Below are 22,258 nucleotides of genomic sequence, written 5' to 3' on the forward strand. Positions count from 1 at the left end.
ACCTCCGGGCGAAACGGGGTAATGATGCGGGCATGGCGAAGTCGTTCACCCTCGTGCAGTTGCGGTACTTCACGGCCGTCGCGCGGCACGAGAACATGCGGGCGGCCGCGCTCGACCTCAACGTCACCCAGTCCACGCTGTCGGCGGCGATCCACCAGCTCGAGCGTGAGGTGGGCGCCGAACTGTTCCAGCGGCTGTCCAGCCGCGGTCTGCGGCTCACCGCCGAGGGCCGAAGGCTCTTGATCGGCGCCAAGACCGTCCTGGAGGACGCCGATCAGCTGTACCAATCCGTGCGCGCCGAACGCGAAGAACTCGTCGGCGACCTCGTCGTCGGCATCTTCTCGCCGATCGCGCCGTTCCACGCGCCGAACATCCTCACCGCCGTCGAGAAACGCCACCCCGGCATCAAACTCACCTTCCTGGAAGGTGACCAGGAGACCCTGATGCGCGCCGTGCGTGACGGGATCTGCGAGATCGCGGTGATGTACGACCTGGGCGTCGGCACCGAGTTCGACTACCGATCGCTCGAACGGATCCCGCCGCACGTGCTGGTCTCGGCCGATCACCCGCGCGCCGCCCACCCCGAGCAGCCGGTGCACCTGCGCGATTTCGAGGACGAACCGTTCGTGCTGCTCGACCTGAAACACAGCCGCGAGTACTACCTCGACATCTTCAAGCGCCTCGGCGTGCGGCCCCGGATCCGCCATTTCGTGTCGGGCTACGAGACCGTGCGCTCCTACGTCGGCCTGGGGCAGGGCTACTCGGTGCTCAACCGGCGGCTGGTTCACGACCTGACCTACGCGGGACGACGCATCGTCGCGCTCGAGCTGGCCGACGACGTCCCGCCCATCGAGGTGGTGCTGGTCCGGTTGCGCGACGCGCGGCTCACGCGCAAGGCCCTCGCGGTCGAGCAGGTGTGTGTGGATCTTCACGCCACCGCTCCGCAGCACCGCTGAGCTGCGCTGATCGGTTCAGTCGATCGGCTTGTCCAATTGTTTTCGTTGGACTTGTGAGAGCGCTGTCACAAAGCTGAACCAATCAGCGATCTCCGACACCTGAGAGTCCCCATGACGAAGACAGATCAGCAGGAAGCCGCCGAACTGCGCGACACCGTCCACCCCGAGTCGCAGACATCCGACAAGCAGCCCAGCACCGGCATGCAGAAACGGGTGCTGGCCGGTGGCGGCATCGGGCAGTTCATCGAGTTCTACGACTTCACCCTCTACGGCCTGTCCGCGGTGACGCTGGCCAAACTGTTCTTTCCGGGCGGCAGCTCCCTGGCCGGCCTGCTGGCCACCTTCGCCACGTTCGGTGTGGCGTTCTTCGTGCGGCCCCTCGGTGGGCTGTTCTTCGGGGCGCTGGGCGACCGCATCGGCCGCCGTAAGGTCCTGTTCCTCACCCTGCTGCTGATCGGCACCGCCACCGCGCTGATCGGCATGCTGCCGACCCACGCCAGCATCGGGATCGCCGCGCCGATCCTGCTCGTGACGTGCCGGCTGGTTCAGGGCTTCTCCGCGGGCGGTGAGTCGGTGGGCGCCCCGGCCTTCGTCTTCGAACACGCCCCGCTGGAGCGGCGCGGGTTCTGGCTGAACATCACCATCTCCGCGACCGCGCTGCCGTCGGTGGTGGGCGGCACGCTGATCCTGATCCTGTCCTCGACCATGCCTGCCGCGGCGTTCGAGTCCTACGGATGGCGCATCCCATTCCTGCTCGCGCTGCCACTGGCGGTGTTCGGTGTGTGGATCCGCGCGAAAACCGAAGAGTCCGAGGCGTTCAAGCAGGTGCTGGCCAAACACGAGCACAAGGAGTTCAGCCCGATCCGCGAGACGTTCCGCCAGAACAAGGTGCGCATGGCGCAGGTCATCTTCGTGATGGGCCTGACCGCCATGGGCTTCTACTTCCTGTCGGGATACTTCGTGTCCTACGTCCAGACCACCGGCAACCTCAGCCGTGAACAGTCGTTGTTGATCAACGCGATCGCGATGGCGATCTACGCGCTGCTGCTCCCCGTCGGCGGCATCATCGGCGACAGGGTCGGACGCAAACCCATGCTGATCGCCGGATCGGCAGCGCTGGCGGTGCTTTCGATCCCGTGCTTCATGCTGGTCACCAGCGGGTCGCTGTCGCTGGCCATGGTCGGGCAGTTGTTGTTCGTGGTGCCGCTGTGCATCTACGGCGGTGGCTGCTACACGTTCTTCGTCGAGGTCTTCACCACGGCAACACGATTCACCTCGGCGGCGATCAGCTACAACGTCGCCTACGCGGTGTTCGGCGGTACGGCACCGTTCATCGGCACCATGCTGGTGTCCTCGACCGAACTGGACGCCGCCCCCGGCTATTACATGGCCACGGCCGCCGCGGTGGTCCTGCTCCTGCTGCTTTTCGCGCGGGTGCCGGAAACACGCCGCCGCATCGGCTGAGCCCGACTTCGAATCTCTCTAAGGAATAAACATGTCTGCAACCGCATTTCTCGCCGACTTCCACCACGTCGCCACCTTCGGGGCCACCGAAAACCAGGGCGTCGACCGCCAGGCCGCGACCCCCGAGGACAAGCTGAGCCGCGACTGGTTCGCCGCGTTCGCCGCCCAGCGTGGGTGGGAACTGCGCGTCGACAGCATCGGAAACATGTTTGCGCTCGTCGAATTCATCCCAGGCGCGCCCTACATCCTGATCGGGTCGCACCTGGACTCCCAGCCCCTCGGCGGGCGTTTCGACGGCGCGTACGGCGTCATCGCCGCGCTACACGCGGCCGAACGCGTCGAACAGCGAATCAAGGGCAGCACCGGAACCGACAGCGGCGAGGTGCGGTACAACCTTGCGGTGGTCAACTGGTTCAACGAGGAGGGCGGGCGGTTCGCCCCGTCGATCATGGGGTCCTCGGTGTTCGCGGGACTCATGGACGAAGACGAGATGCTCGCGGTGCGTGACCTTTCGGGTGTCTCGGTAGCCGAGGCGCTGGCCGAGATCGGCTACCGCGGCACCGATCCGCGTCCGCAGGCCGCCGGGTACGCCGAGATCCACATCGAGCAGGGCCGCATCCTGGAGCGCGAGGGCATCGCGCTGGGCGCGGTCGACTACTCCTGGTACACGCAGAAACTCGACATCGAGGTGCTCGGCGAGCAGTCGCACACAGGCGCGACCGCGATGGCCGACCGCCGCGACGCCCTGGTGGCCGCCAGCAAGGTGGTGCTGCTGGTGCACGACGTCGTCGGCCAGTTCGAGGACGAGGCCATCGTGTCGTCGGTCGGTCGTTTCACCGTCGAACCCAACTCGCCGATCGTGGTGCCCCGCCGCGTGCACCTGGTGGCCGACCTGCGCTCGGCCTCACCAGAGATCGTTGCTGCGGCACGGTCGAGCCTGCTCGCCGACATCGCCAAGGTCGCCGAAGCGCATGACATCCGGATCAACGTGCGCGACTTCGACATTCGTGACATCCAGCGCTTCCCGCAGGCCGGTATCGAGCTGACCCAGAAGGTCGCTGCCGACCTCGGGCTCAGTGTGCGGCCCATCCGCACGATGGCCGGGCACGACTCGGTGCCGATGAACCGCATCGTGCCCACCGTGATGATGTTCATCCCGTCGGTCGACGGCGTCAGCCACTGCGAGCGCGAGTTCAGCACCGACGAGGACATGGTCGCCGGCGTCGACGCGCTGACCGGGGTGGCCTGGGAAATGGTGCACGGTGCGCTGGCCGCCGAGACGGTGGCCTGATGACCGCGGGCGTGATGGCGCCGCTGGCGTATCTGAGCGCCACCGAGGCCAGGAAAGCCTTTCGTAGCCGCGAACTCTCACCGCTGGACGTGCTCGACGCGCAGATCTCGCAGATCGAGGCTCACAACGGTGACCGCGACACCGGCATCAACGCGTTCACCGAGACCCTGTTCGACGACGCCCGGACACAGGCACGTGCGGCCGCCGACATGTACACGCGCTACGCCGCGTCGGGCGACGAGCCGCCACCGCTGCTGGGGCTCACCGTGGCCACCAAGGAGAAGCACGGCATCGCGGGCCTGCGCCTTGAGCAGGGACTCGCGGCGCACCGCGGGCGCGTCGCCGAACACGACCACCCCGTGGTCGAACGGATCAGGGCCGCAGGCGGCATCATCCATGCGCGCACCACCAGCCCGGAGTTCAGCTGCGCCACCGTCACCCACTCACCCATGTGGGGCGTCACGCGCAATCCGTGGAACCCGCAGACCTCGCCGGGCGGATCGTCCGGCGGCGCGGGCGCGGCCCTGGCCGCCGGGTTCACCACACTGGCCACCGCGTCCGACATCGCCGGATCCACCCGTATCCCAGCAGGTTTCACCGGCACGGTCGGCTACAAGGCGCCCTACGGGCGTATCCCTGGCCTGCCGCCGCTGGCCGCCGACTGGTACCGCGGTGACGGGCCGATGGGCCGCACCGTGGCCGACGTCGCGCTGCTCAGCGCCGTCATGTCGGGGCGCCACCCTGCCGACCACGCCTCGTGGGGCCCGGCGAACCAGTCGCCCCTGCGCACCGGTGGAGTGCGCGGTCTGCGGATCGGGCTCTCGGTCCATCTCGGCGATTTCCCCGTCGCGGAGGCCGTTGCCGCCAACACCCGCGCGGTGGCCGACGTTCTCGCCGGCGCCGGCGCCGAGGTGGTCGGCATCGACCTGCCCTGGACCACCGCGCAGATCAGGGACACCATCTTCGCGCACTTCGGCCACATCCTCGCCCCGGCCATGCAGCGCGAAACGAAGGGCACCGAAGGCGAACTCGCGGCCTACACGCGGCAGTTCATCGCCGACGCTGCCGCGGCCGCACAGCACTGCCCATTGGTGGACTCGCTGGCCGCCGACGCGCGCGTGCAGCACGAACTGGCCGTCGCCATGCGCGATGTCGACGTGCTGCTGTGCCCGACGTCAGCGGTGACCTCGCTGCGCGCCGACGGTGACTACCTCGACGGCATCGACACCGAACACGGCCACCGCAGGCACTACTGGGAAGGCCACATGACGAGTCCGTTCAACGTGGCCAACCACTGCGCGGTGCTTTCGGTGCCCAGTGGGCTGTCCCCCGAGGGAGTGCCCACGGGGGTCCAGGTCGTCAGTCATCCGCACGACGAGTCGGCGGCATTTCACGTCGCGCACGCCGTGCAGACACTGGTCGGCTTCGACGCGCGGCCGGTGCTCGATCCGAAGTCTCAGTAGAGCTTCGCGAGAACCTCACCGGCCTCGGCGTCCTCGACCGCCGGGGTGACGTCCATGGTGAGGAACTCGCCCCATTCGGCCGTGGACTCGAACATCGCCTTGGCGTCGTCGGTTTCGACGATCGCGAAGCCCTGCCCGTTCATGCCCCACCAACGGCCCAGCAGCGTCACCCCTTCGGGAACCTGGGCGCCGGTCTTCCTGAACTTGTCGACCGCGTCGCGGAAGCCGGCCTGCGATTGGGTCCAGTGCACGATGAACTTCATTGCGGTTACCTCCTGGTGACGCGGGCCGGAACCGGCGCCGCGGCGATCACGGTGAAGGGGGTCTCCACCGGAAAATCGGTGTTCTGGGATTCGACGGACACCGCCCGGATGACGGTGGCCAGGGCCAAGGTGGCCTCCAGCATGGCGAAGTGATCGCCGATGCATGACCGTGGACCGCCACCGAAAGGCAGGTACTGCCAACGGTTCCGGCCCGCCGAGCGTTCGGGGCTGAACCGGTCGGGGTCGAACCGCTCTGGTGCGTCCCACAGGGTGGGGCTGCGGTGCATGGCGTAGAAGTTGACGATCGCCACGGTGCCCGCTTCGACGCGATACCCATCGACCGTCATCTCCTCGTTGAGCATCCGCATCGTTCCCGATCCGGGAGGGCACAGGCGCAGCGCCTCGTGCAGCACTCGCATGGTGTAGGTCAGCTGTGGCACGTCGTCGGTGGTGAGTTCCCGGTCGCCCAGCGCGGCCACCTCGGCGTACACCCGCTCCTGGATGTCGGGATGGTGGCCCAGCGCCCACAGCGAATAGCACAGCGTCGTCGAGGTGGTGTCGTGCCCGGCGAGCATGAAAAGCACCAACTCATCGCAGATCTGGTCGTCGGTGAGACCCCGTCCGGTTTCGGGGTCGCGCGCTTCGAGCAGCGCGCGCACCAGCGGCGCGTCCCGGTCGGGATCCGCGCGCACGTCGGCCAGGATCTCGGCCGCCAGACGATGCAGGGTTGCGTTGCCCGCGCGGGCCTTGCGCTGCCCCCGGGTGGGCACCCACTGCGGCAGGTTCACCGGCCGACTCGCGCGGTCGGCCACCCACGACAACGACGTGCGCAGTGCGGGACCGACATCCTCGGCGCGCTGGTCGAGGTCGACGCCGAAAATCGAACGGCCCAGCGCCCGCAACGTCAGGGCACGGCACGCCGTGTCCAGGTCGACGGTGGTGCCGTCACGCCACGAGTCGGCCACCGACTGCGCCGCGGCCGCCATGTGGCCGGCGAAGCGCGGCACGTGCTTCCTGGTGAACATCGGTTGCAGCGTGCGCCTGCGCGGCAGCCAGCGATCATGCGGCAGGTCAAGGAGATTGCCGCCCATGAGCCGGTACAGCTCGACCATGATGCGGGCCTTGCCGCGATCGGCGACCGCGTCGGGGCGTCCCAGCACGTCGCGCGCACCCTGTGGTGACGCGATCAAGAGCACCGGAGGCAGTAGCCATCGCGGTCCCAGGACGATCCGGTGGACCGGCCCGCCTGCGTCGAACAACCGCTGGGCACCCTCGACGAACGAGCGCAGACAGCGGACCTGCTCGCGGTAGGGCAGGGGATTACGCGGCGCGCGCGGCGACTCGACCGCGGGGCCGCTGGCTATCTCGACCATGAATCGAGTGTCGGCCCGCACCGAGTGCCGTGTTTAGAGTAGGGAGTTACCCTATTTTCCCGGTCCTGCTGTTTTCACTGGTCGCGATGCACGTCACGGTCCGGTCGCCGCGTTGCCACGAGTCGGCCGTCGGGTACAGCACCATCGCCCGGATCGCCTTGTCGTCCGCCGCCGCGGGTGCGTACTCCTTGAGCGCCGGCCCGCATTTCTCGGTGAACTCGAGCACCGCGCCCTCGCCGGGGAAATCGCCGTCGGGCATCTGCATCACCGCGAACACCTCGCCCTTGTGCGGCTGATCGCACGCCACGGTCTCGACGTAGAGCACCCGGCTGCTGTCCGGGATCTCGGCCAGGCAGTCACCGACCTTGACCTGTGAGGCCTCGGTCGAATCCTTTTCGGTCACGTAGTACAGCGCCACGGCCGCACCCGCGACGAGCATCGCGAGCACCGCCACGACGACCGCGACGAGCACCCACACGCGCCTGGGCTTCTTCGGCGGCTGCGGGATGGGCCCGGTGCCGTTGGTGTAGGGCAGCGGGGGAGGCGGTGGGTATCCGTGTGCGCCGTAGGGCGGTGGTGGAGGACCGGGCGGAGTGGTCATGCTCAGACGATATCGAGCATCCTCAAAGCCGCGTCGACCGCGAGGGCCGGGACATTGTGCGTCTTGGACGCGAGGTCATGGCGTGCCCCGTCGATCGCGACCACCTCGGTGGGGCCGTTGATCAGTGCCGCGGCCGCGGTGACCTCGCCGATCGTGCCGAACGGATCCGACGAACCATGCGTGAACACCGTCGGCCCAGTGATGTTCGGCAGATGCTCGGTGCGGGCGCGCTCGGGCTTGCCGGGCGGATGCACCGGATACGAGAACAGCGTCAGCACATCCATACCGCCGTGCTCGGCCGCGACCATCGACGTCATACGCCCGCCGTAGGAGTGCCCTCCCGCGAGCACGGGCCCGTCGGTGAGACCACGCGCGAACGCGATGGCTTCGGCGACACCTTCCTGATCGGCCTGGGCCGATCCCGAGGGCGGGCCCTTTGGGCGGCGCCGGCGGTAGGGCAGGTTGTAGCGGATCGCCAGCCATCCGCGCGCGGCCCATTCGTCGCAGATCCGCGTCAGCAGCGCCCCGTCGCGGTTGCCGCCCGCGCCGTGGGTGAGCACCACGACACCGCGCGGGTCGGCTTCCGGTTCGTGTGCGACGCCGGCGATGGCCTCGAGGCCTTCGAGGGTCTGGCGCGCGTCACGAGCCATGGTGCAACCTGAACAGGGCCGACACCGGGCCGTGGCCGTGGCCCAACGGATATGCCGCACGCAGACATTCGGTCACCCACCCTTTGGCGAACGCTACCGCGTCGGGCATATCCATGCCGTGTGCCAGCGCGCAGGCCGCGGCCGCGGCGAGGGTGTCCCCGGCGCCGTGGTCGTGTCCGGTGTCGATCCGCTCGGCGCCGAACTCGTAGAAGTCGGTGCCGTTGTACAGCAGATCGGGGCTCTGCGCCGACGTGCGCAGGTGCCCGCCCTTGACCAGTGCCCACTTGGGACCCAGAGCGTGCAGCGCCTTGGCGGCGTCGCGCTGCGTGGCCTCGTCCACCACCTCGATGCCGGTGATGAGCCGGACCTCGTCGAGGTTCGGTGTCACCAGTGAGGCGATCGGAAACAGTTCGTTGCGAACCGAATCGAGGGCACTGGGATGCAGCAGCGGATCGCCGTGCATCGACGCGCACACCGGATCGACCACCAGCGGGGCTTCGGTGCCCAGCCCGCGCCAGGTCTCGGCGACCGCACCGATGATCTCTGCTGACGCCAGCATGCCGGTCTTGGCGGCCTGGATGCCGATGTCCTCGGCGACCACCTGGATCTGCCCTGCGATGATGTCGACCGGAACCTCGTGAAATCCCTTGACCCCCACCGAATTCTGCACCGTGACGGCTGCCACCGCGACACAGCCGTGCACGCCCAGCATGGCGAACGTGCGCAGATCGGCCTGGATGCCCGCGCCGCCACCGGAATCGGTGCCCGCGATGGTCATCACCCGGGTCGGCGTCTGACCGGGCGGGGTCAGCGGTAGCAGTTTCACGTTGTTCCTCACGATGTCAACGGTAGATACACACGGTTCCCCTGTTCGGCGAACTCGGCGGATTTCTGGTCCATCGCCTCGCGGATCGAATCCTTGAGGTCGGCCGTGATGCGCATGGAGCAGAACTTGGGCCCGCACATCGAGCAGAAGTGCGCGGTCTTCGCCGGTTCGGCGGGCAGTGTCTCGTCGTGGAACTCGCGCGCGGTGTCGGGATCCAGCGACAGCGCGAACTGGTCGTGCCACCGGAACTCGAAGCGCGCCTTGGACAGTGCGTCATCGCGCTGTTGCGCGCGGGGATGGCCCTTGGCCAGGTCGGCAGAGTGCGCCGCGATCTTGTAGGCGATCACGCCGTCCTTGACGTCCTGGCGGTTGGGCAGGCCCAGATGCTCCTTGGGTGTGACGTAGCACAGCATCGCGGTGCCTGCCTGGGCGATGATCGCCGCGCCGATCGCCGAGGTGATGTGGTCGTACGCCGGGGCGATGTCGGTCGCGAGCGGTCCCAGTGTGTAGAACGGCGCATCGTCACACAGTTCCTCTTCGAGGCGCACGTTCTCGACGATCTTGTGCATGGGGACGTGGCCAGGGCCTTCGATCATCACCTGCACGCCATGGTTTTTCGCGATCGTGGTGAGCTCGCCGAGGGTGCGCAGTTCGGCGAATTGGGCCGCGTCGTTGGCGTCGGCGATGGACCCCGGGCGCAGGCCGTCGCCCAGCGAGAACGTCACGTCGTAGCGTGCGAAGATCTCACACAGTTCCTCGAAGTTGGTGTACAGGAACGACTCTGTGTGATGTGCCAGGCACCAGGCCGCCATGATCGACCCGCCGCGTGACACGATGCCCGTGACCCGGTCGACCGTCAGCGGGATGTGCCGCAGCAGCACACCGGCGTGCACGGTCATGTAGTCCACGCCCTGTTCGCACTGCTCGATCACGGTGTCGCGGTAGACATCCCAGCTGAGCTTGGTGGGGTCGCCGTTGACCTTCTCCAGTGCCTGGTACATGGGCACGGTGCCCACCGGCACCGGCGAGTTGCGCAGGATCCATTCCCGCGTCAGGTGGATGTCGCGACCGGTCGACAGGTCCATGATGGTGTCGGCACCCCAGCGGGTCGCCCACACCATCTTGTCGACTTCTTCGGCGATCGACGATGTGACCGCCGAATTGCCGATGTTCGCATTGACTTTCACGCCGAAGGCCTTGCCGATGATCATCGGTTCGCTCTCGGGGTGATTGTGGTTGGCCGGGATCACCGCCCGCCCACGTGCCACCTCGGAACGCACCAGTTCGGCGGGGACGCCTTCGCGCTCGGCGATGAACGCCATCTCGGCGGTGATCTCACCGGCACGGGCGCGTTGCAGCTGCGTGCCGCGGTCGCGCACCACCCCGGGTCGCGGTGTCAGGCCCGCGTCGAGGTCGATGACGGCGTCGGTGTCGGTGTACGGACCGGACGTGTCGTACAGGTCGAGGTGGTCGCCGTCGCTCAGGTGGACCCGGCGGAACGGCACCCGCAGCGGGACGTCCACCCCCGGATGCTCCACCTCGCGATAGGCCTTGGTACTCCCCGTGATCGGGCCGGTCGTCACGGTGGGGGTGACTTTCGGGCCCACGGTGGACGCCACGGACGGGTCGACAAAAATATCGGACATTCGATCTCCCTACGCCGGCATTACCCGGTCAGGTTCATACGGTCGACAGCCCCAGCTGTCCTCTCAGCGCGCTCGGTGCGCACTCCCGCGGTTTTCTCTGCCGTCGCTGAACCTAGCGCAGATCCGCGCGTTGGGGAACCGGGACGCGATTTCCGGATGGGAATTTATATAGGTAGCATATGTGTTTTGGTTGTGTTGCCGCGCGCCGTCCTGGGAAGTTCCTGTGCGGCCAGCGAAGTGGGGGAACCAAGTTGGGGCAAAGCTGCCCCGTGATCTTTCGATGCACAGAACGAAGACGGAATGACGACTGAAGCAGAGATGACCGAACCCGCGGACGCCGCGCTCGCAGAAACCGCCCGGCGCCGCAAGCGCATGGACCACGACCACCCGTTCTACAAGTGGATCGCGCTGTCCAACACCACACTGGGCACCCTGATGGCGACCATCAACGCGTCAATCGTGCTGATATCGCTGCCCGCCATCTTCCGCGGCATCGGGCTCAATCCGCTCGACCCGGCAAATGTCAGCTACCTGTTGTGGATGCTGATGGGCTACCTCGTGGTGACGGCCGTGCTGGTGGTGCTCTTCGGCCGCCTCGGCGACATGTACGGGCGGGTCCGGATCTACAACATCGGCTTCGTCGTCTTCACCGTCGCGGCCGTCGCGCTGTCGGTCGACCCGTTCCACGTCGGTGGGGGAGCGGTGTGGCTGATCGCCTGGCGCGTCGTGCAGGGCGTCGGCGGCGCGATGCTCATGGCGTCGTCGTCGGCGATCCTCACCGACGCGTTCCCGGCCAACCAGCGCGGCATGGCGCTCGGCACCAACATGGTCTCGGCCGTCGCGGGATCGTTCCTGGGCCTGCTGATCGGCGGCGTGCTCTCCGAGTGGGACTGGCGCGCGATCTTCTGGGTCGGCGTCCCCGTCGGCATACTCGGCACCGTCTGGAGCTATCGCTCACTCAAGGAACTCGGCGTGCGCACGCCCGGCAAGCTGGACTGGGCGGGCACCCTCACCTTCGGCATCGGGCTGACCGTGCTGCTCACCGGCATCACCTATGGCATCCAGCCTTACGGCGACTCGACCACCGGGTGGACCAGTCCGTTCGTGCTCGGTGCGATCGTCGCCGGACTGGGCCTGCTGATCGCGTTCTGCCTGATCGAACTTCGTGTGCCCAACCCGATGATGAACATCAGGCTGTTTCGGTCGACGGCGTTCGGCATGGGCAACCTGGCCGGCCTGATGTCCTCGGTCGGCCGCGGCGGCCTGCAGTTCATGCTGATCATCTGGCTGCAGGGCATCTGGCTCCCGTTGCACGGCTACAGCTTCGAATCCACCCCGCTGTGGGCGGGTATCTACATGCTGCCCATGACCATCGGGTTCCTGGTGTCCGGCCCGCTCGCCGGATCCCTGTCCGACCGCTTCGGCGCGCGGCCGTTCACCGTCGGCGGCATGGTGATCATGGCCGCGACCTTCGTGGCGCTGGTGATGATCCCCGTCGACTTCGACTACTGGCTGTTCGCGGTCCTGGTGTTCCTCAACGGTCTGGGCGGCGGCATTTTCACCGCGCCCAACTCCGCGGCCGTGATGTCGGCCGTCCCGGCAGGCGAACGCGGCGCGGCCTCGGGTGTGCGCGCGACGTTCTTCAACGCCGGATCGTCGTTGTCGATCGGCATCTTCTTCTCGCTGATGATCGTCGGCCTGGCCGGGACGCTGCCCACCGCGATGAGCGCAGGTCTTGAGCAGCAAGGTGTTTCGGCGTCGGTGGCGCACGAGGTGGCCAATCTTCCTCCGGTCGGCAGCCTGTTCGCGGCGTTCCTGGGCTACAACCCGATCGCCGAACTGCTCGCGCCCTTCCACGCGTTGCAGCAGCCGGGCGTGAACGCCGACGTGCTCACCGGCCAGCAGTTCTTCCCGCAGTTGATCACCGCACCGTTCCACGCCGGGCTCACGGTGGTGTTCATCGCGGCCGCGGTGATGATGGTGATCGGTGCGATCGCGTCGATGTTCAACGCCGGCCGCTATGGGACGGAGGCGGGAGCCGACAACGAGGCCTGAGAGGCGGGAGCCGACAACGAGGCCTGAATACGACAACGCCGAGACCGACGAAAACGTCGTTGTCCGTGAGGATTTACGACGAAAACGTCGATCTCGGCGTTGAGGCAAGCGAGCGTCAGGGCGTCGGGGCACCCGGGTTCGCGGCGGGCACGAGCGTCGGGATGCCACCGGCGGTGAGCGGCGCGTCGCTGCCGGCCGGGACAGTCGGCGTCGTCGACCCGTCGACCGGGGCAGGCGTCACGGGCGCGGCCGGAGCCTCACCCGCAGGCGCGGTCGGAACGTCCTGTGCACCGGGAGCCGGAGCCGCGGGAGCCGGCTGGCCCGCAGCGGGAGCGGCGGGCGCCTGCTGGACCGCGGCGGGCAACGGGGTACCCACGCTTTCGCCCGGAGTGACGCTGTCCTGCGACAGCTCGTCGGGGAGGTCATCGGTCAGCTCTTCGGCGAGGGCCTCGTCGGCCGCGTCGTCGGCGAGCGGCGGGACCGTGCTGCCCGGGATGTCGGTGGCCGCGGCCCCAGCGCCGGGTGCGGCGGCCGGTGCGGCACCGGTCGGCGCGACGGCGGGCGACTCGGGGACGAGTTCGGTGGCGGGAGTGTTCGACGCCGGCGCGGTGGTCACCGGGGCCGTGCGGGCCGGGGTCGACGCGGCCGTGCCCGATCCGGTGGCTGCCGGGCGCGGCGACGTCGTCGATGCCGCGGTCTGCGACCAGGCCAGCAGGTCACGCTCACCGTCGTTGTAGACGACGGTGGTCGGTGCCTCACCGGTGACGTCGAAATAGACCTTGCCGGTGGTCTTCTGGCCCGGTGCCAGTGTCGAGGGGTTGACGCCCTGCGGCGTGGCGACCTGGAACAACACGCGGTAGTTCTCGCCGTTCGCGGCCCTGGCGTTGAGGTTCGACACGATCGGGATGACCGAGCCCGAAACGGCCTCGTCGGTGGCCGTGGCCTCCCACAGCGTTCCCTGCACGGCATAGGGGATCTGGTCCGAACTCGGCTTCAGGTCGCTGATGGTCCAGGCCTGCACGACGTCGCCGTTCTCCAGCCTGGCCTGGCTGCCGAGCGGGTTCGCCGACACCTGTGCGGCCTGTGCCGCCTCGGCGAACGCGGTCGCCATCCCCGCGGTGCCCGCGGCGCCCGAAATGGCGAGCGCGGCCGCGGCGGCGATGGTCAATTGTGAGATCTTCATGGTGGTCCACTCCAAAGAGTCGTCAGTTGACGGCTTCCCCCAACTGGGCGGTTTTCCGCCGGCACGAGCCGACAGCGAAATCAATCGTACGAGACCCTTGATACCGTGCCACGCACTTTTTCGCTGGAAAGCAGGGATTATCGAGGGTCGCGGGAATGGCTGTACCCGATTGTCGGGGCAAATTCACGCGTTGTTCAGATGTCGTCAGTTCAGTTCGACGAGCACGGGTGCGTGATCGCTGGGAGACTTCCCTTTGCGCTCCTCGCGGACGATCTCGGCGTGGCCCACGCGTTGCGCGAACGCGGGTGACCCGAGGATGAAGTCGATCCGCATGCCCTGGCGCTTGGGAAACCGCAACTGGGTGTAATCCCAGTAGGTGTACACGCCTGGCCCCGGTGCGAAGGGCCGCACCACGTCGGCGAACTGAGCATCGACGATCGCCTGGAAAGCGGCACGCTCCTTTTCCGTGACGTGTGTCGAGCCGGCGAAGAAGTCGATGTCCCACACGTCCTCGTCGGTGGGGGCGATATTCCAATCGCCGGTCAGTGCGATTTGTGCCTGTGGATCGTCGGCCAGCCATTTCTGGGCGTTGTCCCGCAACGCCGCGAGCCATTCGAGTTTGTAGGCGTAATGCGGCGAATCAACTGTGCGCCCATTGGGCACGTACAGGCTCCATACGCGCACCCCGCCACACGTCGCGGCCAGGGCGCGAGCCTCGGCGGCCGCCTCCCACGCGGGTTGGTTGTCGAACCCGAGCTGCACGTTCTCCAGGCCGACGCGGGAGGCGATCGCGACCCCGTTCCACTGGTTGAGCCCGTGGTAGGCCACCTCGTACCCGAGTTCGACGAACGGCATGGCCGGGAACTTGTCGTCGGAGCACTTGGTCTCCTGCATGGCCAGCACGTCCACGTCGGCGCGCGCGAGCCAGTCGGTGACGCGGTCGACTCGGGCGCGGATCGAGTTGACGTTCCAGGTGGCCAGGCGCATGCACAAGAGGGTACGGGCGGGTGCGGTCGGTGAGAGCCGGTGCCCCTCGCGGCCTTCTGCGGGAATATGCCGAACCCGCATGCGCCCATACCAGGGGCGTTATGGAGGTTCGAGCTGTTCGGGGTGTTTACCGAATGCGGCCGTCGCAAACCCGACCGGCTGGAACACCGACGAACAGGAGACAGACATGACATCACGACGGGTACTGATCAGCGGTGCCTCGAAGGGCATCGGCCGGGCACTGGCCGACCGCCTGGCCGCCGACGGCCATCAGCCCGTCGGCCTCGCGCGCACGCCGACGCCGGACTTTCCCGGGAAGCTCTTCCAGGTCGATCTGAGCGACCGCGCCGCCACCGACGACGCCCTGGCCGCGGTGCTGGCCGACGGCCCGATCGAGGCCGTGGTGAACAACGTCGCAGGCGCGCGGTTCGCGCGGATCGGTGAGATCGACCTGGACGATTTGTTTTCCACGTACGACATGACCATGCGGATCGCCGTCCAGGTCACTCAGGCCGTTCTGCCGGGAATGCTCGACGCGGGATGGGGTCGCGTCGTCAACGTCACGAGCCTGACCACGCAGGGCACCCCGCTGCGCACGCCGTACGCCGCGGCGAAGGCCGCGCTGGAAACGGCCACCAAGACCTGGGCCGGTGAACTCGCGACGTCGGGTATCACGGTGAACGCCGTCGCGCCCGGCCCGACCGAGACCGAGATGTACCGCGAGCGCAGCCCGCAGGGTTCGGAGTTGGAGCGCAGGTTCCTGGAGAACATCCCGATGCGCCGCGTGGGTCAACCGCGCGAGATCGCACACGTGATCGCATCGCTCCTCCACGACGACGCCGGCTACATCACGGGTCAGATCGTCCGCGTGGACGGCGGCGGGAGCGTCAGCGGAGCGTGGTGAGATCCTCGGCCGCGACGTACCGCGTCTGGTGGTGTAAACGAAATCCCAGCGAACTGTAGAGCGTGATCGCCGGGGCGTTGTCGACCTCGACCTGCACGTAGGCGCGCTGCGCACCCGCGGCCGCGCCCCAGGCCAGCAGGGCGTCACACACCGCGCGGGCGTATCCCTGGCGCCGGGCCTGTGCCGCCACGCGCACCGAGGAGATCCCCAGCCAGCGTGTGCCGTCGGGGGCGGGTGTCACCGCGCCGCGCCCGACGGCGCTGCCCGCCACCGAGGCGAACGTCACCTCGCCGTCGACAACCGCGGTGAGGACCTCGACCGGCACCTTGCGTTCGTAGCCCGCGAGCCAGTCCGCGTCGGGCCGGGACACGAACTGCGCATCGATGTTCCGGCCTTCACCGGCGGTGTGATCGGGGCCGCCAGGGGGCACGTCGCGCACCATCACCCGCGCCGGTTTGATGCCCGCCGCGCGGATGGGCAGCAGGCGCTCCGGCAGCGCCAGCCACGCGGGCAGGTCACGTCGGCGGTACCACTCGACGAGAGCCGGGAGGTCCGCGATCTGTGCCGACATGTCCAGGGGCACAGCGGAATTGGCACGGCTCGTGGCGCCAAGGCCGGCGCGCGCGAACCAGCCGCCCAGCCACTGCTGCTCGGTGCCGGGCCATGCGAGCGCGGCGGCGTGTTCGAGTGCGCGGATCTCAGAAGCGCGCACCGGCGTGTGCGAGAGTTCGCGCACGCTCACGATCGCGGCGGGCTCCACCTCGACGAGCTCACCGGACCTGGTGCGCACGCCGACCGTGGGGGAGATCCGCTCGACGTGCCCGATCACATCGGTGAGCGGTTTCGCCGAGCCCGCCAGGAGCCGATACCGCAGGCTGACCCGGGTGCCGACGGCGGGGAGCTCAGACATCAGGCACCTCGGCGGGTGTCAGTGCCCGAACGGATCGGGCACCTCACCGGGCATCCAGGACAGGCCCGGCACGCCCCAGCCGTTGCGTTTGACGGCCTTCTTGGCTGCGCGCGCGTACCGGCCGACGAGGCGGTCGAGATACAGGAATCCGTCGAGGTGCCCGGTCTCGTGCTGCAGCATGCGAGCAAACAAGTCCTCGCCCTCGAGTGTGATCGGTGACCCGTCGGCATCCAGGCCGGTGACCCGCGCCCAGTCGGCGCGCCCGGTCGGGAAGTTCTCGCCGGGAACCGACAGGCAGCCCTCTTCGTCCTCGTCGGGATCCGGCATGGTCTCCGGTACCTCGGAGGTCTCCAGAACCGGGTTGATCACGACGCCGCGGCGGCGTGTGGTCTGCCCGCGGGTGGGGGCGCAGTCGTACACGAACAACCGCTTGGCGACGCCGATCTGGTTCGCCGCCAAGCCCACCCCGTTCGCGGCGTCCATCGTGTCGAACATGTCCTGGATGAGCGCGGGCAGATCATCGGGTAGTGAACCGTCGGGACCGACGGGGACCGGTTCGGTCGGCGTGTGCAGTACTGGGTCTCCGACAATGCGGATCGGGACGACGGCCATGGACCAAAAGCTTATGTGAGCCGACTCGCGGGCTTATGTGTCACCTCAACCCAGCAAGCCGTGGTTGAATGATCGGCGAACCACAGCGATGTAATTTCTCGAGTGTCGGAAGGGTCCAGGGAGCAATATGGACGGCGCCATGGCGCGGACTGAGCAATCCGGTGACGACTCTGATCTGACCGATGGGCTTACCCGGCGCGAACACGACATTTTGGCGTTCGAGCGCCAGTGGTGGAAGTACGCGGGCAGCAAGGAAGACGCGATCAAAGAGCTGTTCTCGATGTCGGCCACCCGGTATTACCAGGTGCTGAACGCACTGGTGGACCGGCCCGAGGCCCTCGCTGCCGACCCCATGCTGGTCAAACGTCTGCGCCGGTTGCGTGCCAGCCGGCAGAAGGCCCGTGCCGCGCGCCGGCTGGGCTTCGACATCAGCAAGTAAGGCTCACGCGGTGACGGATCGGGCGATTCGCTCGATACAGTGGACGCGATGAATCAGCGAGAGTCCTCCAAGCTACCCCTGCGCGCCATGGTGATGGTGCTGTTGTTCCTCGGGGTGGTGTTCCTGTTGGTCGGATTCCAGGCACTGGGTTCCGACGACGACTCCTCGGATCAACCGGCCGTTGCCAGTGCGACGACGACCACACCCACCAAGACGTCCGAGAAGGCCGAGCCGGAACCGCCGGCCCGGGCCGAGGTGCGCGTGTTCAACATCTCCGACGTCGCGGGCGCGGCCGAGAACACCGCCAACCGTCTGCGTGAGGCGGAGTGGGACGTGACCGAGACCGGAAACCTCACCCTGCCAGACGTTCCGGTGACGACGGTGTTCTTCGGGGAGGCCGAAGGGGAGCAAGAATCTGCTGAAGAAGTGGGCAAACTCCTCGACGCGCCGGTCGAACCGCGCCGCCCCGAGCTCGCAGAGCAACCACCGGGCGTGATCGTGGTGGTCACCGGCTAGGCTTTGGGCCATGCTGAAGCCCGTCAGTGTTGCCGTCCTGTTCGCCACGCCCGTCCTCGCGTTGAGCGCCTGCAGCCCTCCCGGTGAAACGGCGTCGAGCGAGCCCGGAACCACCCCCGCGATCTGGACCGGATCGCCGTCTCCTGCGGCGCCGTCCGGGGAAGACCACGGTGGCGGGCACGGTGCCGGCGCGGCAGGCGCCGGTGAGACCCTCACCGCAGAACTCAAGACCGCCGACGGAACCTCGGTGGCAACCGCCGACTTCCAGTTCGCCGACGGCTTTGCCACGGTGACGATCGAGACCACCACCCCGGGTCGCCTCACCCCCGGCTTCCACGGTGTGCACATTCACTCGGTGGGCAAGTGCGAGGCGAACTCCGTCGCCCCGACCGGTGGCGCGCCCGGTGACTTCAACTCCGCCGGCGGCCACTTCCAGGTGTCCGGCCACAGCGGACATCCCGCCAGCGGCGACCTGAGCTCGCTGCAGGTCCGGGCCGACGGCTCGGGCAAGCTGGTGACCACCACCGATGCGTTCACGGCCGAGGATCTGCTCGACGGCGCCAAGACCGCGATCATCATCCACGAGAAGGCCGACAACTTCGCCAACATCCCGCCGGAGCGCTACCAGCAGGTCAACGGCGCACCCGGCCCGGATCAGACGACGATGGCCACCGGCGACGCCGGAAGTCGGGTGGCGTGCGGTGTCATCTCTGCCGGCTGACAGCCGGATCGACTTCGCCGGGTCACCCCGGCCGACCGTCGGCGTCGAATGGGAGTTCGCTCTCGTCGACGCCAAAACCCGTGAGCTGAGCAACGAGGCTGCCGCGGTGATCGCCGAGATCGGCGAGAACCCGCACGTGCACAAGGAACTGCTGCGCAACACAGTCGAGATCGTCACCGGGATCTGCGAGAACTCGGGCGAGGCGATGGGCGACCTGTGCGACACGCTGTCCACCGTGCGGCGTGCCGTGCGGGGCCGCGGCATGGAGTTGTTCTGTGCGGGAACCCATCCGTTCGGCAAGTGGTCGGCCGCCCAGCTGACCGACGCCCCGCGCTATGCCGAGCTGATCAAGCGCACCCAGTGGTGGGGCAGGCAGATGCTGATCTGGGGTGTGCATGTGCACGTGGGGGTTTCGTCGGCGCACAAGGTGATGCCGATCATCTCGTCCCTGCTCAACCAGTACCCGCACCTGCTGGCGCTGTCGGCGTCCTCCCCGTTCTGGGACGGTGAGGACACCGGCTACGCCAGCAACCGCGCGATGATGTTCCAGCAGTTGCCCACCGCGGGGCTGCCCTTCCAGTTCCAGACGTGGCACGAGTTCGAGGGTTTCGTCCACGACCAGAAGAAGACCGGGATCATCGACCATCTCAGCGAGATCCGGTGGGACATCCGGCCGTCCCCGCAGCTGGGCACAGTAGAGGTGCGGATCTTCGACGGCGTGTCCAACGTGCGTGAACTCAGTGCACTCGTCGCGCTGACCCATTGCCTCATCGTCGATCTGGACCGCCGGCTCGACGCCGGTGAGCAGTTGCCGGTCATGCCGCCGTGGCATGTCCAGGAAAACAAGTGGCGCGCTGCGCGTTACGGGCTCGACGCGGTGATCATCCTGGACGCCGACAGCAACGAACGGCTCGTCACCGAGGATCTCGACGACCTGCTCAACCACCTGGAACCGGTGGCCGCGTCGCTGCACTGCGCTGACGAGCTCGCGGCAGTCGAGGACATCTACCGTCTCGGCGGCTCGTATCAGCGGCAGCGTCGGGTGGCCGAGGAGAACGACGGCGACTTGCGGGAAGTTGTCGACGCCTTGATCGGTGAGCTTGAGCTATAGGGTGGGTCCCATGCGGCGATTGACGGTTGCTGGGCTCGCTTTCGGGTTGGTCGGCGCCTTGGTCGGTGTGACGGGCTGCGCCACGGTCACGGAGGGCACGCCGACAGCGGATCCGGCACAGGTCCGCATCGCACAGTCCGAGAGCGCCCCGACGACCACCAGGCGCACGCCCACCCGCACTCCCAGCGCGGCACCGCGCACGCCGCTGTTCCCACCGCCGAGCGCGGGCGGCAGCGCCGGACCGAGCAAGCCGCCGCCCAACGGCATGGCCACCACGTGCCGGGAGTATGCGTCGATGGACGACGCGACCAAGCTGGGGATGGTGGAACTCCTCGGCGACAACGGCTATCCGGGGCTCAAGCGCAACCCGTTGCTGTGGGTCACCCTGGTCGGCACCATGTGCGTGCTTGCCCCGAGCCCCAGCACCACGGTGGTCGACGCGATCAACCGCAAGCCGCCGCGCTGACGGTGCTGTTATGAAACATCCTGTGACACAACAGGTGTCGGATCAAGACCATATGCGTCGAGGTCGCCTGTCATCCGCCTGGGGCGCGGGCGAACCGCCTTGTAGTGGCAGGTGATGTAGATCCACGACTCGAGGCTCGCGACGCCGTCGATCCCCCGGATCTCGTTGTCCAGCACCGTGATCAGATCCTCACCCGTCCGGGTGATCACCTCGGTCAGCACATCCCAGCGTCCGGCGGTGAGCGCCACGTACGACACCGCGTCCAGCCGGGTCAGCGCCTCGGCGACCTCCTCGGCCCGGGTACGGCCCGCGACGCGGATGGTCACCCAACTGCTGTAGCGGTAACCCAGACGCAGGGGGTTGACGATGCACATCACCCTGGCGGCATTGGACTCCAACAGCCGGTTGTAGCGGAAACGGATCGTGGTCTCCGAAACACCAAGGGCCGCAGCGAAATCCCGGAACGCCGCACGGCCGTCGACGGCGAGCCGGGACAAGATGGCGCGGTCGGTCTCGTCGAGAGTGCGGGGCCGGACGCCGTGGTCGACGAGGTTGGCCGAAAGACCTGCCTGCTGATAGTGGAGGCGCAGATACGGCAGCAGCTCGACCGAACGGACTCCGGGCGTCTTGGCGATCGTGCCGAAGGCGACGTCGTGCAGTTCCCGCGCGTCGGCGCACACCAGCTCCAGCACCACCGGGTACGGGCCCGTTGTCGATGTGACGTAGTCGGTTTCCGGTAGCTGCGCGAGCCCGGCCGCCAGATCGACCGGGGACCGGGTGCCGTCCGTGGTCACCAGTGCCAGGGCCAATGAGCCGAACCCGAGCAGCGCGGGGTCCGTCACGGCGGCGATCGTCACGAAGTTTTCGTCGATCAGTCGCGAAACGCGTCGGCGCACAGTCTTTTCGGTGACGTCGACGCGACGTGCCAGCTCCGCGTACGGGATCCGGCCGTCCACCTGCAGGTGATGGATCAACTGCAGGTCCAGGGAATCGAGATCGCCGGCCACCGCATCGGACTGCAGCGGCCGATTCCCGTACGACTCCGGTGGCGATGGCATGCACAGAGGTTACTAGCCTTGCGGTGACCGCTCGATCCGTCGCGAACCGTCTCGGGACGCATTGACCTGCGCGCGGCCAGGGACCATCCTGGCCGCATGACGGTCACCCCGATGTTCCCGCTCGAAGTGGCGATGCTGCCGGGCGAGGAACTTCCGCTGAGGATCTTCGAACCCCGGTATCTGGCACTGGTCAGCGACTGCATGGCCATGCCGGAACCGGCGTTCGGGGTGGTGCTGATCTCGGCCGGGCGCGAGGTGGGTGGCGGTGACAGGCGATGCGACATCGGGGCGCTGGCGCGGATCATCGACTGCCAGAACCTCGGCGCCGACCGGTACCGGCTGGCGTGCGTGCTCGGCGAGCGCATCCGGGTGCTGCAGTGGCTCGACGACGCGCCCTACCCGCGCGCCGACCTCGAGCCGTGGCCCGACGAACCGGGTGAGCCCGTCGAGGAGTCGGAGGTGGCCGCCGTCGAGGAACGCATCGTCGCGTTGTTCGACCTGATCGGGGAGGCCAGCGGGAAACCCGTGCCCAGCCGTGACATCGTCGCCGCTGCCGGTCTGGACCCCGAGAATCGGCTGTATGCGCTGGCAGCGCGCGTGCCGATGGGTCAGGCCGACCGCTACTCGGTGCTGTCTGCGCCCACCGAGGCCGCGCGTCTGGCAGCCCTGAGCGAAGCCGTCGACACTGTCACCGCGATGGTCGAGTTCCAGATTTCCGAATAGAGCGAATAGATCGACCGTTCGCAGCGTTAACTATTGCGAG

The 22,258-nt window shown here is 67.8% G+C and carries 23 protein-coding genes; 12 read left to right on the forward strand and 11 right to left on the reverse strand.

Annotated features, from left to right (window positions below):
- Positions 1-32 precede the first annotated feature (32 nt).
- The 4 genes from AT701_RS04170 to AT701_RS04185 all read left to right on the forward strand — a co-directional run bounded on the left by AT701_RS04170 (position 33) and on the right by AT701_RS04185 (position 5,174).
- Positions 33-956: a LysR family transcriptional regulator gene (locus AT701_RS04170; RefSeq protein WP_011727214.1), complete on the forward strand. Its 924-nt coding sequence runs from the start codon at positions 33-35 to the stop codon at positions 954-956.
- Between the two features lie 111 nt (positions 957-1,067).
- Complete coding sequence (locus AT701_RS04175) at positions 1,068-2,420, forward strand: MFS transporter (protein ID WP_011727215.1); 1,353 nt, start codon at positions 1,068-1,070, stop codon at positions 2,418-2,420.
- A gap of 31 nt (positions 2,421-2,451) precedes the next feature.
- Positions 2,452-3,711, forward strand: a complete 1,260-nt coding sequence (locus tag AT701_RS04180) for a M20 family metallo-hydrolase (protein ID WP_011727216.1) — start codon at positions 2,452-2,454, stop codon at positions 3,709-3,711.
- Entirely contained in the window at positions 3,711-5,174 is a 1,464-nt protein-coding gene (locus AT701_RS04185; RefSeq protein ID WP_003892247.1) for an amidase, read from the forward strand. Before AT701_RS04180 ends, AT701_RS04185 begins: the two co-directional genes overlap by 1 nt.
- On the opposite strand, the gene AT701_RS04190 is transcribed toward AT701_RS04185, so the two are convergent.
- Genes AT701_RS04190 through thiC form a run of 6 tightly spaced genes read right to left on the reverse strand, consistent with a single transcriptional unit; the run spans position 5,168 to position 10,533 of the window.
- A complete protein-coding gene (locus AT701_RS04190) occupies positions 5,168-5,437 on the reverse strand; it encodes a DUF3303 domain-containing protein (protein WP_011727217.1) in 270 nt (89 codons plus the stop codon). The two genes, AT701_RS04185 and AT701_RS04190, sit on opposite strands and share 7 nt — an antisense overlap.
- A gap of 5 nt (positions 5,438-5,442) precedes the next feature.
- Positions 5,443-6,810 carry a cytochrome P450 gene (locus AT701_RS04195; RefSeq protein WP_058125244.1) on the reverse strand — a complete coding sequence of 456 codons (1,368 nt, stop codon included), beginning with the start codon at positions 6,808-6,810 and terminating at the stop codon, positions 5,443-5,445.
- A 46-nt stretch (positions 6,811-6,856) separates the two neighbouring features.
- Complete coding sequence (locus AT701_RS04200; RefSeq protein ID WP_011727219.1) at positions 6,857-7,411, reverse strand: septum formation family protein; 555 nt, start codon at positions 7,409-7,411, stop codon at positions 6,857-6,859.
- A 2-nt stretch (positions 7,412-7,413) separates the two neighbouring features.
- The gene (locus tag AT701_RS04205; RefSeq protein ID WP_011727220.1) at positions 7,414-8,061 is read right to left on the reverse strand and encodes an alpha/beta hydrolase family protein; all 648 of its coding nucleotides are present in this window, start codon (positions 8,059-8,061) and stop codon (positions 7,414-7,416) included.
- The gene (gene thiD, locus AT701_RS04210; protein WP_011727221.1) at positions 8,051-8,887 is read right to left on the reverse strand and encodes a bifunctional hydroxymethylpyrimidine kinase/phosphomethylpyrimidine kinase; all 837 of its coding nucleotides are present in this window, start codon (positions 8,885-8,887) and stop codon (positions 8,051-8,053) included. Before thiD ends, AT701_RS04205 begins: the two co-directional genes overlap by 11 nt.
- 8 nt (positions 8,888-8,895) lie before the next feature.
- A complete protein-coding gene (thiC, locus tag AT701_RS04215; protein WP_014876884.1) occupies positions 8,896-10,533 on the reverse strand; it encodes a phosphomethylpyrimidine synthase ThiC in 1,638 nt (545 codons plus the stop codon).
- A 318-nt stretch (positions 10,534-10,851) separates the two neighbouring features.
- On the opposite strand from thiC, the gene AT701_RS04220 reads away from it, so the two are divergent.
- A complete protein-coding gene (locus AT701_RS04220; protein WP_058127527.1) occupies positions 10,852-12,588 on the forward strand; it encodes an MFS transporter in 1,737 nt (578 codons plus the stop codon).
- Between the two features lie 115 nt (positions 12,589-12,703).
- On the opposite strand, the gene AT701_RS35930 is transcribed toward AT701_RS04220, so the two are convergent.
- Together AT701_RS35930 and AT701_RS04230 are read right to left on the reverse strand one after the other, a co-directional pair.
- On the reverse strand, positions 12,704-13,771 hold the full coding sequence (locus tag AT701_RS35930; RefSeq protein ID WP_058125245.1) for an MPT63 family protein: 1,068 nt from the start codon (positions 13,769-13,771) through the stop codon (positions 12,704-12,706).
- A 204-nt stretch (positions 13,772-13,975) separates the two neighbouring features.
- On the reverse strand, positions 13,976-14,758 hold the full coding sequence (locus AT701_RS04230) for an exodeoxyribonuclease III (protein ID WP_058125246.1): 783 nt from the start codon (positions 14,756-14,758) through the stop codon (positions 13,976-13,978).
- Positions 14,759-14,945: 187 nt separating this feature from the next.
- Between AT701_RS04230 and AT701_RS04235 the strand changes: the two genes are divergently transcribed.
- On the forward strand, positions 14,946-15,662 hold the full coding sequence (locus AT701_RS04235; protein WP_003892259.1) for an SDR family oxidoreductase: 717 nt from the start codon (positions 14,946-14,948) through the stop codon (positions 15,660-15,662).
- On the opposite strand, the gene AT701_RS04240 is transcribed toward AT701_RS04235, so the two are convergent.
- On the reverse strand, positions 15,646-16,572 hold the full coding sequence (locus AT701_RS04240; RefSeq protein WP_003892260.1) for an N-acetylglutamate synthase, CG3035 family: 927 nt from the start codon (positions 16,570-16,572) through the stop codon (positions 15,646-15,648). The genes AT701_RS04235 and AT701_RS04240 overlap by 17 nt on opposite strands.
- An 18-nt stretch (positions 16,573-16,590) precedes the next feature.
- A complete protein-coding gene (locus AT701_RS04245) occupies positions 16,591-17,184 on the reverse strand; it encodes a peptide deformylase (protein WP_011727226.1) in 594 nt (197 codons plus the stop codon).
- A 127-nt stretch (positions 17,185-17,311) separates the two neighbouring features.
- On the opposite strand from AT701_RS04245, the gene napA reads away from it, so the two are divergent.
- From napA to AT701_RS04270, 5 genes are read left to right on the forward strand one after another with little or no spacing between them, the layout of a single operon-like run.
- Positions 17,312-17,623, forward strand: coding sequence for a nucleoid-associated protein NapA (gene napA / locus AT701_RS04250; protein WP_003892262.1), 312 nt, complete (start codon positions 17,312-17,314; stop codon positions 17,621-17,623).
- Positions 17,624-17,671: 48 nt separating this feature from the next.
- Positions 17,672-18,139: a LytR C-terminal domain-containing protein gene (locus AT701_RS04255; RefSeq protein ID WP_029104367.1), complete on the forward strand. Its 468-nt coding sequence runs from the start codon at positions 17,672-17,674 to the stop codon at positions 18,137-18,139.
- A 10-nt stretch (positions 18,140-18,149) separates the two neighbouring features.
- The gene (sodC, locus tag AT701_RS04260; RefSeq protein WP_011727227.1) at positions 18,150-18,860 is read left to right on the forward strand and encodes a superoxide dismutase[Cu-Zn]; all 711 of its coding nucleotides are present in this window, start codon (positions 18,150-18,152) and stop codon (positions 18,858-18,860) included.
- On the forward strand, positions 18,841-19,971 hold the full coding sequence (locus AT701_RS04265; RefSeq protein ID WP_003892265.1) for a glutamate--cysteine ligase: 1,131 nt from the start codon (positions 18,841-18,843) through the stop codon (positions 19,969-19,971). Before sodC ends, AT701_RS04265 begins: the two co-directional genes overlap by 20 nt.
- A gap of 10 nt (positions 19,972-19,981) precedes the next feature.
- Positions 19,982-20,437: a hypothetical protein gene (locus AT701_RS04270; RefSeq protein ID WP_011727228.1), complete on the forward strand. Its 456-nt coding sequence runs from the start codon at positions 19,982-19,984 to the stop codon at positions 20,435-20,437.
- An 8-nt stretch (positions 20,438-20,445) separates the two neighbouring features.
- On the opposite strand, the gene AT701_RS04275 is transcribed toward AT701_RS04270, so the two are convergent.
- On the reverse strand, positions 20,446-21,495 hold the full coding sequence (locus tag AT701_RS04275; RefSeq protein WP_058125247.1) for an Lrp/AsnC family transcriptional regulator: 1,050 nt from the start codon (positions 21,493-21,495) through the stop codon (positions 20,446-20,448).
- A 96-nt stretch (positions 21,496-21,591) separates the two neighbouring features.
- On the opposite strand from AT701_RS04275, the gene AT701_RS04280 reads away from it, so the two are divergent.
- Positions 21,592-22,218 carry an LON peptidase substrate-binding domain-containing protein gene (locus AT701_RS04280; RefSeq protein WP_058125248.1) on the forward strand — a complete coding sequence of 209 codons (627 nt, stop codon included), beginning with the start codon at positions 21,592-21,594 and terminating at the stop codon, positions 22,216-22,218.
- Positions 22,219-22,258: the final 40 nt, after the last annotated feature.

Source organism: Mycolicibacterium smegmatis (assembly GCF_001457595.1).
In the GTDB taxonomy this organism is placed as follows: domain Bacteria; phylum Actinomycetota; class Actinomycetes; order Mycobacteriales; family Mycobacteriaceae; genus Mycobacterium; species Mycobacterium smegmatis.

What these genes read in the sequence shown, in the direction of transcription:
- sodC (WP_011727227.1), top strand. Translation starts at nt 18,150, where the DNA reads ATGCTGAAGCCCGTCAGTGTTGCCGTCCTGTTCGCCACGCCCGTCCTC.
- thiC (WP_014876884.1), bottom strand. Translation starts at nt 10,533, where the DNA reads ATGTCCGATATTTTTGTCGACCCGTCCGTGGCGTCCACCGTGGGCCCG.
- napA (WP_003892262.1), top strand. Translation starts at nt 17,312, where the DNA reads ATGGACGGCGCCATGGCGCGGACTGAGCAATCCGGTGACGACTCTGAT.
- AT701_RS04200 (WP_011727219.1), bottom strand. Translation starts at nt 7,411, where the DNA reads ATGACCACTCCGCCCGGTCCTCCACCACCGCCCTACGGCGCACACGGA.
- AT701_RS04270 (WP_011727228.1), top strand. Translation starts at nt 19,982, where the DNA reads ATGCGGCGATTGACGGTTGCTGGGCTCGCTTTCGGGTTGGTCGGCGCC.
- AT701_RS04230 (WP_058125246.1), bottom strand. Translation starts at nt 14,758, where the DNA reads ATGCGCCTGGCCACCTGGAACGTCAACTCGATCCGCGCCCGAGTCGAC.
- AT701_RS04235 (WP_003892259.1), top strand. Translation starts at nt 14,946, where the DNA reads ATGACATCACGACGGGTACTGATCAGCGGTGCCTCGAAGGGCATCGGC.
- AT701_RS04205 (WP_011727220.1), bottom strand. Translation starts at nt 8,061, where the DNA reads ATGGCTCGTGACGCGCGCCAGACCCTCGAAGGCCTCGAGGCCATCGCC.
- AT701_RS04220 (WP_058127527.1), top strand. Translation starts at nt 10,852, where the DNA reads ATGACCGAACCCGCGGACGCCGCGCTCGCAGAAACCGCCCGGCGCCGC.
- AT701_RS04170 (WP_011727214.1), top strand. Translation starts at nt 33, where the DNA reads ATGGCGAAGTCGTTCACCCTCGTGCAGTTGCGGTACTTCACGGCCGTC.
- AT701_RS04175 (WP_011727215.1), top strand. Translation starts at nt 1,068, where the DNA reads ATGACGAAGACAGATCAGCAGGAAGCCGCCGAACTGCGCGACACCGTC.
- AT701_RS35930 (WP_058125245.1), bottom strand. Translation starts at nt 13,771, where the DNA reads ATGAAGATCTCACAATTGACCATCGCCGCCGCGGCCGCGCTCGCCATT.
- AT701_RS04180 (WP_011727216.1), top strand. Translation starts at nt 2,452, where the DNA reads ATGTCTGCAACCGCATTTCTCGCCGACTTCCACCACGTCGCCACCTTC.
- AT701_RS04185 (WP_003892247.1), top strand. Translation starts at nt 3,711, where the DNA reads ATGACCGCGGGCGTGATGGCGCCGCTGGCGTATCTGAGCGCCACCGAG.
- AT701_RS04195 (WP_058125244.1), bottom strand. Translation starts at nt 6,810, where the DNA reads ATGGTCGAGATAGCCAGCGGCCCCGCGGTCGAGTCGCCGCGCGCGCCG.
- AT701_RS04245 (WP_011727226.1), bottom strand. Translation starts at nt 17,184, where the DNA reads ATGGCCGTCGTCCCGATCCGCATTGTCGGAGACCCAGTACTGCACACG.
- AT701_RS04275 (WP_058125247.1), bottom strand. Translation starts at nt 21,495, where the DNA reads ATGCCATCGCCACCGGAGTCGTACGGGAATCGGCCGCTGCAGTCCGAT.
- AT701_RS04255 (WP_029104367.1), top strand. Translation starts at nt 17,672, where the DNA reads ATGAATCAGCGAGAGTCCTCCAAGCTACCCCTGCGCGCCATGGTGATG.
- AT701_RS04240 (WP_003892260.1), bottom strand. Translation starts at nt 16,572, where the DNA reads ATGTCTGAGCTCCCCGCCGTCGGCACCCGGGTCAGCCTGCGGTATCGG.
- AT701_RS04190 (WP_011727217.1), bottom strand. Translation starts at nt 5,437, where the DNA reads ATGAAGTTCATCGTGCACTGGACCCAATCGCAGGCCGGCTTCCGCGAC.
- AT701_RS04280 (WP_058125248.1), top strand. Translation starts at nt 21,592, where the DNA reads ATGACGGTCACCCCGATGTTCCCGCTCGAAGTGGCGATGCTGCCGGGC.